This is a genomic window from Citrobacter amalonaticus, assembly GCF_018252635.1.
In the GTDB taxonomy this organism is placed as follows: Bacteria; Pseudomonadota; Gammaproteobacteria; order Enterobacterales; family Enterobacteriaceae; genus Citrobacter_A; species Citrobacter_A amalonaticus_E.
Genome location: NZ_JAGTXM010000001.1, coordinates 1 through 13,646, shown reverse-complemented (window position 1 = coordinate 13,646; position 13,646 = coordinate 1). Strand labels below are relative to the sequence as shown.

The 13,646-nt window shown below is 54.6% G+C and carries 8 protein-coding genes and 1 rRNA gene; 2 read left to right on the top strand and 7 right to left on the bottom strand.

Annotation, left to right across the window (positions count from 1 at the left end):
- Positions 1-23: 23 nt before the first annotated feature.
- Together KE671_RS00045 and metH are read right to left on the bottom strand one after the other, a co-directional pair.
- Positions 24-1,652, bottom strand: coding sequence for a Na/Pi cotransporter family protein (locus tag KE671_RS00045; protein ID WP_206161187.1), 1,629 nt, complete (start codon positions 1,650-1,652; stop codon positions 24-26).
- A 241-nt stretch (positions 1,653-1,893) separates the two neighbouring features.
- The gene (gene metH / locus KE671_RS00040) at positions 1,894-5,577 is read right to left on the bottom strand and encodes a methionine synthase (protein ID WP_206161186.1); all 3,684 of its coding nucleotides are present in this window, start codon (positions 5,575-5,577) and stop codon (positions 1,894-1,896) included.
- A gap of 195 nt (positions 5,578-5,772) precedes the next feature.
- Here metH and iclR point away from each other — a divergent pair, with 195 nt between their 5' ends.
- On the top strand, positions 5,773-6,597 hold the full coding sequence (gene iclR / locus KE671_RS00035; protein ID WP_206161185.1) for a glyoxylate bypass operon transcriptional repressor IclR: 825 nt from the start codon (positions 5,773-5,775) through the stop codon (positions 6,595-6,597).
- A gap of 20 nt (positions 6,598-6,617) precedes the next feature.
- On the opposite strand, the gene aceK is transcribed toward iclR, so the two are convergent.
- The 4 genes from aceK to metA form a co-directional block, all read right to left on the bottom strand.
- Complete coding sequence (gene aceK / locus KE671_RS00030) at positions 6,618-8,402, bottom strand: bifunctional isocitrate dehydrogenase kinase/phosphatase (protein WP_206161184.1); 1,785 nt, start codon at positions 8,400-8,402, stop codon at positions 6,618-6,620.
- A 102-nt stretch (positions 8,403-8,504) separates the two neighbouring features.
- On the bottom strand, positions 8,505-9,809 hold the full coding sequence (gene aceA, locus KE671_RS00025) for an isocitrate lyase (RefSeq protein WP_206161876.1): 1,305 nt from the start codon (positions 9,807-9,809) through the stop codon (positions 8,505-8,507).
- 157 nt (positions 9,810-9,966) lie between these two features.
- Complete coding sequence (aceB, locus tag KE671_RS00020; RefSeq protein ID WP_206161183.1) at positions 9,967-11,568, bottom strand: malate synthase A; 1,602 nt, start codon at positions 11,566-11,568, stop codon at positions 9,967-9,969.
- Positions 11,569-11,836: 268 nt separating this feature from the next.
- Entirely contained in the window at positions 11,837-12,766 is a 930-nt protein-coding gene (metA, locus tag KE671_RS00015; RefSeq protein ID WP_206161182.1) for a homoserine O-acetyltransferase MetA, read from the bottom strand.
- A gap of 156 nt (positions 12,767-12,922) precedes the next feature.
- Between metA and KE671_RS00010 the strand changes: the two genes are divergently transcribed.
- On the top strand, positions 12,923-13,372 hold the full coding sequence (locus KE671_RS00010) for an acetyltransferase (RefSeq protein WP_206161181.1): 450 nt from the start codon (positions 12,923-12,925) through the stop codon (positions 13,370-13,372).
- A gap of 132 nt (positions 13,373-13,504) precedes the next feature.
- On the opposite strand, the gene rrf is transcribed toward KE671_RS00010, so the two are convergent.
- Positions 13,505-13,620 (bottom strand): 5S ribosomal RNA (gene rrf / locus KE671_RS00005).
- Between the last annotated feature and the right edge of the window lie 26 nt (positions 13,621-13,646).

The following is a 13,646-nucleotide window of genomic DNA, read 5'->3' as shown; positions in this document are numbered from 1 at the left end:
GCCGGATCCGGCATTCATTATCATCAGTACTCCCGTTCATCGTCCTCATCCGGCTGTTCCAGCACGCTGTAAGCCACGGAACAAAACAACGAGTTCAGCCGCTGCATATCGCCCAATAACCCCAGATGCAGAGAACTGGTTTCGATGCTTTGTACGTTCTGCTGATGAAGACGATCAACGTGCGCATGCGAGTAACGACGATTCAGGATCCGGAAACGATGTTTGCTGCGACGCAATCGCCGGGCGCTGGCCACGTCGCCGGAGAAGAATACCGACATCGCCAGTTGCAGATTACTGAGCAGTTGGTCGTAGAGCGCATCCAGTTCTTTTAATCCTTCAATCGAAAATGCCCGCCGTGCCGCCAGCGACTTGTCAGCAATTTCGCTGCCCATGCGCTCCACAATGTCCGATGCCTGTTCAAGATTGAGCGACATCTCGATGATCTCCGCCCAGCGGCGCGACTCCTCTTCCGCCAGTTCCTCTTTCGGCATTCGCGCCAGATAGAGCTTGATGGCGGTGTAGAGTACGTTGATGTCATCCGCTATTTTGCGCAGCTCTTTCTCTTCACGGGGCTCGCCGTGCATGACCTTCTTCAGCCCTTCCATCATCTGTTCCATCGCATCACCGATGCGCAGCGCCTCGCGGGCGGCATTGGCCAGCGCAAGGGTCGGCGTATCCAGCGCACTCACGTCCAGGTGTTTTGGCTTGAGATGCGCATCCAGCTCCGGCTCGTCACGGATGATGCGCTTACAGAAACGCGCCATCGGCTCGGCAAAGGGAATCATGGCCAGGCAGCGCACCAGGTTGTAGAAGACATGGAAATAGATAACCAGCTCCGATTTCGCCAGCGGCAGTTCATCCATCAGATTCGCCAGTGGATGGACAAACGGCAGAATAATCAGGCTGCCCACCAGCTTGAACAGCAGACTGCCAAGCGCTACGCGACGGGCAGCGGCATTGGCTGCGCTGTTGTTGAGCATTGCCAGCAGGCCAGAACCGAGGTTGGCGCCAATCACCAGACACAGCGCCACCGGGAAGGAGATGATTCCCGCCGCCGTCAGGGTGGCCGTTAACAGCACCGCCGCGAGGCTGGAGTAACTGATGATCGCGAACATCGCGCCAATTAACGCATCCAGCATGATATCGCCGGTCAGCGAGGCAAAAATCACCTGCACGCCGTTGGCCTGTGTTATAGGCGTGACAGCCTGGACAATCAGCTCCAGCGCCAGCAGGATCAGTCCCAGACCTATCCCCACGCGCCCCAGCTGTCCGGCGCGTGACTGTTTACGGCCGAGGAAGAAGATCACGCCGATAAAAATCAGCAGCGGCGACAGCCACGATAAATCGAAGGTGAGAATACGCGCCATCAGCGCGGTCCCCACATCAGCACCGAGCACAATCACCAGCGCAGGCGTCAGCGCGACAAGATCCTGGGCAACAAACGAGGTCACCAGCATGGTAGTGGCGTTACTGCTCTGCACCAGCGCAGTGACGCCAATCCCCGCGCAGAAGGCGAGTGGTTTTTTTTCAACGCTACGGCTAAGCACGGTACGCAGGCGAGCACCGAAGACGCGCATCACGCCAGTACGTACAATGTGGGTTCCCCAGACCAACAGGGCGACAGCAGAAAGCAGGTGGAGCAGAGTTAGCACGGAATCAGGTACTCCTTATTGTTATAGGTTCCCGAGACTCATCGCGTCGGTATCATGCCTGATGACGCTGCGCTCATCAGGCCTACAAAGAATCCCGGCAGGCGGATTAAGACGTTTACGCCGCCAACCGGCAAGCCACGCTCATGAGCCTTCTTCCAGTATAAGGGTTTAAACGCAAGAAAGAGACAGGGTGCCCGGTAAGCACCCTGTTAGTTGTAAGGAAAGATGACAATTTTATGAATTAATCAGCATCATAACCCAGATTTGGGGCCAGCCAGCGTTCAACTTCAGAAACGCTCATCCCTTTACGGAACGCGTAGTCTTCTACCTGATCGCGCTGAATCTGCGCCACTGCGTAGTACTTACTGTCCGGATGGCTGAAATACCAGCCGGAGACCGATGCGCCAGGCCACATGGCGTAAGACTCTGTGAGCTTCATACCGGTATGTTTTTCCACTTCCAGCAACTGCCAGATGGTGCCTTTCTCGGTGTGCTCCGGGCAGGCCGGATACCCTGGCGCCGGGCGAATGCCCTGGTAGTTTTCGCGGATCAGTTCCTCATTACTGAGATTCTCGTTTGGAGCGTAACCCCAGTATACTTTACGCACACGCTCATGCAGGTATTCCGCGAAGGCTTCCGCCAGACGGTCGGCTAGCGCTTTCACCATGATTTTATTGTAATCATCGTGCTGCGCTTCAAACGCATCCGCCAGCGCGTCTTCCTCCAGACCGCCGGTCACCGCAAAAGCTCCGATGTAGTCCGCTTTACCGGAGAGCTTCGGCGCGACAAAGTCAGACAGGCAGTAGTTAGCAAAGCCCACTTTTTCAGTCTGCTGTCGCAGATGATGACTGACCGTCAACACATGCGTTCGCGTTTCGTCACGATAGATTTCTATATCATCGCCCACGCGATTTGCCGGGAACAGCCCCACCACGCCGCGCGGATTCAGCGCCTTCTCCGCGCTCAGTTTATCCAGCATGTCGTTGGCATCGTTGAACAGACGCTGCGCCTCAACGCCGACCACCTCATCTTCCAGAATGCGCGGATATTTCCCGGCCAGCGACCAGGTCATAAAGAACGGCGTCCAGTCAATGTAATTACGCAGCGTTTCGATGCTGGCTTCAACCTCCTGCACCCCCAGACGATGCGCCACTGGCGGGGTATAGCTTTCCCAGTCGAATGCCAGATCGTTTTCACGTGCGGCGGCAAGCGTCACCGGCGGCGTGCGCGGTTTCTTACGCCCATGCTGGATGCGCACGGTTTCATACTCTTTACGGGTACGGGCGACGAAATCATCGCGCTGAGTATCAGAAAGCAACGCGGCAACCACACCGACGGTGCGCGAAGCGTTCTGCACGTATACCGTCGGACCGCTGTAGTTCTGTTCGATTTTCACCGCCGTATGCGCTTTCGACGTCGTTGCACCGCCAATCAGCAACGGAATGGTGAAGCCCTGACGTTCCATCTCTTTCGCCACGTTGACCATTTCGTCCAGCGACGGGGTAATCAGCCCAGAAAGGCCTATCAGATCCGCATTCACCTCTTTCGCGGTTCGGAGGATTTTCTCCGCAGGCACCATCACGCCCAGATCGACGATTTCGTAGTTGTTACATTGCAGGACCACGCCAACGATGTTCTTGCCGATATCGTGGACATCGCCCTTCACGGTGGCGATCACCATTTTGCCATTGCTGGAGCCTTTCTCTTTGCTGGCTTCAATAAACGGCTCCAGATACGCCACCGCCTGTTTCATTACGCGGGCGGATTTCACCACCTGCGGCAGGAACATTTTTCCTTCGCCAAACAGGTCGCCGACTACGTTCATGCCGTCCATCAGTGGCCCTTCGATAACCTCGATCGGTCGGGTGGCCTGCTGGCGCGCTTCTTCGGTGTCCTGCTCGATAAACTCGGTGATACCTTTGACCAGAGAATATTCGAGGCGTTTATTGACCTCCCAGGTGCGCCACTCCGCCAGTTGAGCGTTAGCCGTCTCATCGGTCTTGCTGCCGCGATATCTCTCCGCCAGCTCCAGCAGTCGCTCGGTGCCATCATCACGCCGGTTGAGGATCACATCCTCTACCGCATCCCGCAGCTCTGCGGGAAGATCGTCGTATATCGCCAGTTGACCGGCGTTAACAATCCCCATGTCCATGCCGTTGCGGATGGCGTAGTAAAGGAAAACCGCATGAATCGCTTCACGCACCGGATCGTTTCCACGAAACGAGAACGAAACGTTGGACACGCCGCCGGAGATCAGCGCATGCGGCAGTTCGCGTTTGATGTCTTCACAGGCGCCGATAAAGTCCTGCGCGTAGTTGTTGTGCTCGTCGATCCCGGTTGCTACTGCGAAAATATTCGGGTCGAAAATGATGTCTTCTGGTGGGAAACCCACCTCTTCAGTGAGGATCTTGTACGCCCGACGGCAAATCTCGATTTTACGCGCGCGGGTATCCGCCTGGCCCTGTTCATCAAAGGCCATCACCACCACTGCCGCACCATAGCGACGCAGCAGCTTCGCATGATGGGTGAAGATCTCAACGCCCTCTTTCATCGAGATGGAGTTAACAATGCCTTTCCCCTGGATGCACTTTAGCCCTTTTTCGATGACTTCCCATTTTGAGGAGTCGATCATGATCGGTACGCGGGCAATGTCCGGCTCACCAGCGATCAGGTTGAGGAAACGCACCATCGCCGCTTCGGCGTCGAGCATCCCTTCATCCATGTTGATATCAATAATCTGCGCGCCACTTTCGACCTGCTGACGGGCAACATCCAGCGCTTCGCTGTATTTTTCTTCTTTGATCAGGCGCTTAAATTTGGCGGAGCCGGTGACGTTGGTCCGTTCGCCGACGTTCACAAACAGGCTGTCATCACCGATATTGAGCGGCTCAAGGCCAGACAGACGGCAGGCGACCGGGATTTCCGGCAACTGGCGCGGAGGCAATCCTTCCACCGCGCGGCTCATCGCCGCAATGTGTGCAGGCGTGGTGCCACAGCAGCCGCCGACGATATTCAGAAACCCCGCTTCGGCCCATTCACGGATCTGACCCGCCATCGTATCGGCATCCAGATCGTATTCACCAAAGGCGTTGGGCAATCCGGCATTCGGGTGCGCAGTCACATAGCATTCAGCAATGCGGGACAGTTCCTGCACATACTGGCGCAGTTCATCCGGCCCCAGCGCACAGTTGAGACCAAAGGTGAGGGGTTCGGCATGGCGCAGGGAGTTATAAAACGCCTCTGTCGTCTGCCCGGAAAGCGTACGGCCTGAAGCATCAGTGATGGTACCGGAAATCATAATCGGCAGGTCGACGCCCAGCGCTTCCAGCTCTTCTTTAACCGCGAAAATCGCCGCTTTCGCGTTCAGCGTATCAAAGACCGTTTCAATTAAAATCAGGTCACTGCCGCCTTCCACCAGCGCTTTGGTGGATTCGCGGTAAGCGGCCACCAGCTGATCAAAGGTAATATTACGGAATGCCGGGTCATTCACATCCGGCGAGATCGATGCGGTCCGGTTGGTTGGGCCAAGAACGCCCGCAACATAGCGCGGTTTTTCCGGGGTACGTGCGGTCCACTCATCGGCACAGGCGCGTGCCAGTTTCGCGGCGGCAAAGTTGATCTCTGCCGACAGGGATTCCATCTGGTAATCCGCCATCGCAATAGGGGTGGAGTTGAAGGTGTTGGTTTCAATGATGTCCGCGCCCGCGTCAAAGTACGCGTTGTGAATGGCGGCGATCACCTCTGGCTTACTCAGCACCAGCAGGTCATTGTTGCCTTTCAGATCGCAGGGCCAGTCGGCAAAGCGTTCACCACGGAAATCCTCTTCACTCAGACGGTAGCTCTGGATCATCGTGCCCATGCCGCCGTCCAGCACCAGAATACGTTCATTTAACTGCGCACGCAGTTGTTCAACTTTGCTGCTCACACTTGCTCCCGCCAACGCTCAACCAGACCGAATAAAACTCAACAGGTCATACTGGCATAAACCTGAGAGGCGGAAAAGAGAACAACGGGCAACATGAGACATGTTCAGCTTCACTCATCCGATCAGTACAAGACTACTTGCATTATAATTGAATAAAACGAAAATGATTTCCACGATACAGAAAAGGAGTCCGCTATGGTTGCACCCGTTCCCGCCAAACGCGGCAGAAAACCCGCCACGACAACCGCCCCCGCCGCCGGACAGGTTCAGTCGTTAACCCGTGGATTGAAACTGCTGGAATGGATAGCAGAATCCAACGGCAGCGTGGCGTTGACCGAACTGGCACAGCAGGCAGGCCTGCCAAATTCCACTACCCACCGTTTACTAACTACCATGCAACAGCAGGGCTTTGTGCGGCAGGTGGGCGATCTTGGGCACTGGGCGATAGGCGCGCACGCATTCATCGTTGGTAGCAGCTTTTTACAGAGCCGTAATTTGCTGGCGATCGTCCACCCTATCCTGCGCAAACTAATGGAAGATTCCGGTGAAACGGTGAATCTGGCGGTGTTGGATCAGAGTGACCATCAGGCAATTATCATTGACCAGGTACAGTGTACCCAACTGATGCGCATGTCGGCCCCGATTGGCGGTAAGCTGCCAATGCACGCCTCCGGCGCGGGCAAAGCGTTTTTATCGCAGTTGAGTGAAGAACAGGTGACGCAATTGCTGCACCGCAAAGGGTTATATGCTTACACCCACGCGACGCTGGTCTCCCCGCTTCATCTGAAGGACGATCTCGCCCAGACCCGCAAACGCGGTTATTCCTTTGATGATGAGGAACACGCGCTCGGTCTGCGCTGCGTGGCGTCATGCATTTATGATGAACACCGCGAGCCGTTCGCGGCAATCTCTATTTCTGGCCCGATTTCGCGTATCACCGACGACCGCGTGACGGAGTTTGGCGCGATGGTGATCAAGGCGGCGAAAGAAGTCACGCTGGCATACGGCGGGATTCGGTAGGCCTGATAAGCGTAGCGCCATCAGGCAGATCGGCGCACATTGCCGGATGGCGGCGCAAGCGCCTTATCCGGCCTACGGTCGGTTTCATAACGCACACTGAAGCGCTGACGACGGCGATAGGCGTAAACGTCTTCCACATGCCCTTCCCGAATACGCGTCTGTAGGCCGCGCCAATAGTCTGCGCTGAAGAGGTCGGCGTGCATCTCCTCAAACAGCGGCCCGATTCGCGGGTCGGCGCACAGCCAGTGGCGAAACTCCTCAGGAAACACATCGCCCGGCGACACGCTGTACCATGGTTCACCCGATAGTTCATCTTCCGGGTAGCGCGGCGGCGGAATATGGCGGAAATTCACTTCTGTCATGTAGCAGATTTCATCGTAATCGTAGAACACCACGCGACCATGGCGAGTGACGCCAAAGTTTTTGAACAGCATGTCGCCGGGGAAAATATTGGCGGCGGCAAGCTGGCGGATCGCGTTGCCATACTCTTCAATCGCATCCCGTAGTTGCTGGCCTTCCACCTGTTCAAGCCAGATATTCAGTGGCACCATCCGCCGTTCAATATAGAGATGGCTGATGACAATCTGCTCGCCAAGATCGGTAATTTTTTCCGGCACTTCCTCAAGCAACAGCGTCATCAGCGCCGGATCGATCTGACGTTTATCGAGCACGAAATTTTCGAACTCCTGAGTATCCGCCATGCGTCCCACGCGATCGTGTTCTTTTACCAGTTGATAACAGGCGCGCACGTGCGCCTCAGACATCTCTTTTTGTGGCGCGAACTTATCTTTAATAATTTTAAAAACCCGGTCGAAGCCCGGCAGCGTAAAGACCAGCATCACCATGCCGCGTATGCCCGGCGCTTCAATGAATGGCTCATCGCAACTGCGCAGATACAACAGATATTCGCGATAGCTCTCGGTCTTCGCATGTTTCTGACAGCCAATCGCCATATACAACTCGGCGGTGGTTTTTCCGGGCAGGATCTCGCGCAGCCATTCCACCAGCGCAGCGGGCAGCGGCGCGTACACCATGAAATAGGAGCGAGCGAAACCGAACACGATACTGGCTTCTGCCGTGGTGGTCAGGCAGGTATCGACAAACAGCTCGCCGTCATCGGTGCGATGGATAGGCAGTAAAAAAGGCAGCGTCGCCGTCGGCGTGATGAGTTTTCCGACCAGCCAGGCGGCTTTATTGCGATAAAACAGTTCGTTAGCCACCTGTAGATGGCAGTGTTGCAACATCTCCTCGCCAAAGGTTTCACACAGATGTGCAATGATGTAGCGAATATCGCGCCCTTTGTTCTGCCACGGCAGGCGTAGCGGTAGATCGCTGAGCATGCGGGTAAGCAGCGGCTCCCAGCCGTGATCGGGGAAGAAATCTTTTGCCAGCGGACGTGGGATCGTCCGAAAACGGCGTTCCGGCTGGGAGCTAAAAATAAAGAGCCGCTCGGGAGTGAGCGAGCGGTGGTCAAATAACCGACAGTAGACGGAGTTAAAAAAGCTCTCCGCAATCTCGAAGCGCGGGTAATCCGGCAGGAGCCCGGTGTAATGCTCTTTTACACGCAGCAAGAATGCCGCGTCGGTACTTTTGCCGCCAGTGATGCAGCGCAGTTGTTCCACCACCAGACCCACGTGGTGATCGTAGAGGTGAATACGGCTTTTCATCGCCTGCTGTACGGCATGCCAGTCGGCCAGTTCAAAGCGCTGTTGCGCACCGGAGGTCACTTCCAGAAATCGACCATACTGGGCGTCGAAACCTTGCAAAATCGTCTGAGCAATCAGTAACTCCAGGCCACGCGTCATCGCATCTCCCCATCCAGCACAACGTCATGCCGGATTGCGCATTCGCGTATCCGACCTACATCCTTTCGTAGGCCCGGTAAGCGCAGCGCCACCGGGCATTAATCAAAACTGCGATTCTTCAGTCGAGCCGGTCAGCGCGGTCACCGAGGAAGTGCCGCCCTGAATGATGGTGGTGACTTTATCGAAGTAGCCTGTCCCCACTTCCTGCTGATGGGATACGAAGGTGTAACCGTCTTTAGCCGCCGCAAATTCTGGCTGCTGAACCTTCTCAACGTAGTGGCGCATGCCTTCACCCTGCGCATAGGAGTGCGCGAGGTCGAACATGTTGAACCACATGCTGTGGATCCCCGCGAGGGTGATGAACTGGTACTTGTAGCCCATATCCGACAACTGCTGCTGGAAGCTGGCGATGGTCTTATCGTCCAGATTTTTCTGCCAGTTGAACGACGGTGAACAGTTGTAAGCCAGCAGTTTGCCCGGATACTTCGCGTGAATAGCATCGGCAAAACGCTTCGCCAGCTCCAGATCCGGCGTGGAGGTTTCACACCAGACCAGGTCGGCATACGGAGCGTAAGCCAGACCACGGCTGATCGCCTGCTCAATGCCGGCATGCGTACGAAAGAACCCTTCACTGGTGCGCTCGCCGGTAATAAATTCGCTGTCGTACGGGTCACAGTCGGAGGTGATCAGATCCGCTGCATCCGCATCGGTACGGGCGATCACCAGCGTCGGTACCCCCATGACGTCTGCCGCCAGACGCGCCGCCACCAGTTTCTGAATTGCTTCCTGAGTTGGCACCAGCACTTTGCCGCCCATATGACCACATTTCTTCACCGAGGCCAGCTGATCTTCGAAGTGAACAGCCGCTGCACCGGCCTCAATCATCGATTTCATCAGCTCAAACGCATTCAGTACGCCACCAAATCCAGCCTCAGCATCAGCCACGATCGGCAGGAAGTAATCCACATAGCGCGGATCGTTGGGTTCGATACCGCTGGACCACTGGATCTGATCCGCACGGCGGAAGGTATTGTTGATCCGATCCACCACTGCCGGAACAGAGTTCGCCGGGTAGAGCGATTGATCCGGATACATGCTGGACGCCAGGTTCGCATCGGCCGCGACCTGCCAGCCCGAGAGATAAACGGCTTCGATACCCGCTTTCGCCTGCTGTAACGCCTGACCGCCAGTTAACGCGCCGAGGCTGTTGACGTAGCCTTTTTTCGATTCGCCGTGCAGCAGACGCCACATTTTGGCCGCGCCCAGCTGCGCCAGCGTGCATTCCGGGTTAACCGAGCCGCGTAATTTCACCACGTCCTCCGCGCTGTACGGGCGACGGATGCCTTCCCAGCGCGGTTGTGTCCACTCTTTCTGTAATTCTTCGATTTGTTGGGTACGGGTTTTCATGTGCAGATGCTCCATATTATTCTCCTGGCTTCCCAGGCGTTATTGGTGAAGGCAGTTTGGTCACGGGAAGCCGCGCAAAATCCGGAGCGTACTTATAGTACGTGAGGATTTTGAGCCCTGCCCGGGGCCAAAATGGCGAACAAAATAGCCTGGGCATTTACGCCAGCAGGCGGTAGCCTGGCAATGTCAGGAAATCGATTAAGTCGTCAGAGGTGGTGATTTGTTCCATCAGGCGCGCGGCATCGTCAAAACGGCCGCTGCTGTAGCGGTGTTCACCCAGTTCGTCCTGGATGACGCGCATCTCTTCAGCCAACATCTGGCGGAACAGCGCCTTAGTGACCGGTTTACCGTTGCTCAGGGTTTTCTCATGATGGATCCACTGCCAGATTGACGTACGGGAAATTTCCGCCGTCGCCGCATCTTCCATCAGACCGTAAATTGGCACACAGCCGTTACCGGAGATCCACGCCTCGATGTACTGCACCGCAACGCGAATATTGGCGCGCATCCCCTCTTCCGTACGCTCGCCTTCACACGGTGCCAGTAGTTGTTCCGCTGTAATCGGCGCATCGTCATCACGGGTCACAAACAGCTGGTTTTTGTTCTCGCCGAGTACCTCGTTGAAGACTGCCATCGCGGTATCCGCCAGCCCCGGATGCGCAATCCACGTGCCGTCGTGGCCGTTATTGGCTTCCAGCGCTTTATCCGCTTTCACCTTGCTGAGTACCTGATTATTGCGTTCAGCGTCTTTGCTCGGGATGAATGCCGCCATCCCCCCCATCGCGAAGGCGCCGCGTTTGTGACAGGTTTTAATCAGCAGACGCGAATAGGCGCTAAGGAAGGGCTTATCCATCGTCACCACCTGGCGGTCCGGCAGAACGCGATCCGGATGATTCTTCAGCGTTTTGATATAGCTGAAAATGTAATCCCAGCGGCCGCAGTTCAGACCGACAATATGGTCACGCAGCGCGTGCAGGATTTCGTCCATCTGGAATACGGCCGGCAGGGTTTCAATCAGCAGCGTGGCTTTAATCGTGCCGCGCGACAGATTGAAACGATCTTCGGTATAGCTGAAGACTTCACTCCACCAGGCCGCTTCCTGCCACGCCTGCGTTTTTGGCAGGTAGAAATAGGGACCACTGCCTTTGGCAAGCAACGCTTTGTAGTTATGGAAAAAATAGAGGGCAAAGTCGAACAGGCTGCCGGGGATCGCTTCACCGCACCAGGTGACATGTTTTTCCGGCAAATGCAGACCACGCACACGGCAAATCAGTAATGCCGGATCGGGCTTCAGCTGATAAATTTTTCCAGCTTCATTGGTGTAGCTGATGGTACCGTTAACCGCGTCACGCAGGTTGATATGCCCGTCGATCACTTTGCTCCATTCCGGTGCCAGCGAATCTTCGAAATCGGCCATAAAAACCTTCACATTTGCGTTCAACGCATTGATGACCATCTTGCGCTCAACCGGCCCGGTGATTTCGACCCGACGATCCTGTAAATCCTCCGGGATACCGCGAATCTTCCACTCACCATTTCGAATGGAAGCTGTTTCCGAAATAAAATCAGGCAATATACCGTTGTCGATATCCTGCTGCTGCTGAATACGAGCCGCGAGCAGCTTATTACGCTTCGCCGTAAAGCGCGCCACCAGTTCAGTGAGAAATTCAACCGCCTCATCGGTCAGAATCTGCTCTTCCGGCTCACCATAGGGCCTGGTAAAGATCAATTCATCGGTAGTCGTTGCCTGTTGATTCATTCTGTAACTCCTCGTCATTGATAACAAAGCCTTCCCAATGCGAACGAAGGATCGTTGTGCGCTTTTCGTTCAGCACAACTAAGACTACTCATTTAAAAACCAAAATCAAAAACAATTTCCATTTTTAATTTAATTATCAATTAACTTATTGATAACAATAAAAATAAAGTTTAATCACAAGTTGAAGTGTATTTCGGAAATAAAAAAGGCACCCGAAGGTGCCTGATTCACTATGCTGAAACGCTTTAGGATCGTCAGCGATAGACGATTAATCCAGCGTAGGATTCATGTGACGCAGATCATATGGCGTGATCTGGTAAACGTAATAGTTGAGCCAGTTGGTGAATAGCAAATTGCCGTGACTTCGCCAGGTGGCACGAGGTTTGTTTTGAGGATCGTTTTTCGGGAAATAATTGTACGGGACGTCGGGGTTTAATCCCGCTTCCACATCGCGGAAATATTCGCTGCCTAACGTGTTAGCGTCATATTCCGGATGGCCCGTAACAAACGCAATGCGTTTATCTTTACTGGCAAACAGATAGGCATCACCATTCTCAGTCTCTGCGAGGATCTCAAGATCGGTGTAATCACGAATCAGCGCAGCCGGAAAGTCAGCATAGCGTGAATGCGGGGCCAGGAACGAATCATCAAAACCCCGCGTCAACAGCGCATGAGGGTGAAGAATATGATGCTCATAAACGCCAGAGAGTTTATCAGTGCGGGTCTGCTTCGGAATACCGTAAAGAATATTGAGTGCGGCCTGAACCGCCCAACAGACAAACAGCGTTGAGGTGACATGATCTTTCGCCCATTCCAGCACCTGTTTGATCTGTGGCCAATAGGCAACGTCATTAAACTCTACCAGACCCAACGGCGCACCGGTGACGATCAGGCCATCGAAGTTCTGATCGCAGATATCCTCAAAGTTACAGTAAAAGTTGTTCAGATGCTCGGCTGGTGTATTACGCGATTCACGAGCATCAATGCGCAGAAGTTGAATATCCACCTGTAGTGGAGAGTTCGACAGCAGGCGTAGAAACTGATTTTCCGTTTCGATTTTCTTCGGCATCAGATTGAGGATAAGTACCTTTAGCGGACGAATTTCCTGACCTGAAGCGCGGGAAGTCGTCATGACAAAGACGTTTTCCTCACGTAAGAAATTGACGGCGGGCAGCTCGTCCAGCACGCGAATCGGCATAACCTGATAACCTCACTACATACGTTTAAACGTTTAGACATCCAGATAGCTGAAGATACCCAGAAATCACGGCAATGTCGAGCCTGCATGTTAAAGGTGAGAAAGTTTCACGACGACGGATACGTTAGAATATAAGCATAACGAAAAGGAGAGAATATGGTTATTAACATACGCCGATCCCGGCATGATGAAGGAGAAAAACTGATTGCGATCTGGTGTCGTTCGGTCGACGCTACGCATGATTTTCTGTCTAAAGAGTACCGCATCAAGCTGGAGGAACTGGTCCGCTCATTTTTACCCGAAGCCCCTTTATGGGTTGCAGCTAATGAGCAGGATGAGCCCGTCGCGTTTATGTTGCTCACTGGAGATCATATGGATGCGCTGTTTGTTGATCCCTATATTCGGGGCTGTGGCGTGGGTAAGTTATTGATTGAGCATGCGCTTTCGCTAGCGCCCGCGTTGACGACTAACGTGAACGAGCAGAATGAACAAGCCGTTGGTTTCTATAAGAAGATGGGATTCAGGGTGACGGGGCGCGCAGAGGTCGACGATCCTGGGCAGCCGTATCCGTTATTGCATTTACGTTATCAGGGTGCCTCGTTCTGACTGTAGGCCGGATAAGGCGAAGCCGCCATCCGGCGTTCTGCATGATGGCGCTGCGCTTATCCGCACCTGTCACAGGCTTACTACAGACGCAAAAAAGCCCATCCGTCAGGATGGGCTTTTTCACTGTTTGATGCCTGGCAGTTCCCTACTCTCRCATGGGGAGACCCCACACTACCATCGGCGCTACGGCGTTTCACTTCTGAGTTCGGCATGGGGTCAGGTGGGACCACCGCGCTACGGCCGCCAGGCAAATTCTGTTATCAGACCGCACTCG

Bases quoted from the DNA above. Each gene is read 5' to 3' on its own strand.
- iclR (WP_206161185.1), top strand. From the start codon at position 5,773: ATGGTTGCACCCGTTCCCGCCAAACGCGGCAGAAAACCCGCCACGACA.
- aceK (WP_206161184.1), bottom strand. From the start codon at position 8,402: ATGACGCGTGGCCTGGAGTTACTGATTGCTCAGACGATTTTGCAAGGT.
- aceA (WP_206161876.1), bottom strand. From the start codon at position 9,809: ATGAAAACCCGTACCCAACAAATCGAAGAATTACAGAAAGAGTGGACA.
- aceB (WP_206161183.1), bottom strand. From the start codon at position 11,568: ATGAATCAACAGGCAACGACTACCGATGAATTGATCTTTACCAGGCCC.
- metA (WP_206161182.1), bottom strand. From the start codon at position 12,766: ATGCCGATTCGCGTGCTGGACGAGCTGCCCGCCGTCAATTTCTTACGT.
- KE671_RS00010 (WP_206161181.1), top strand. From the start codon at position 12,923: ATGGTTATTAACATACGCCGATCCCGGCATGATGAAGGAGAAAAACTG.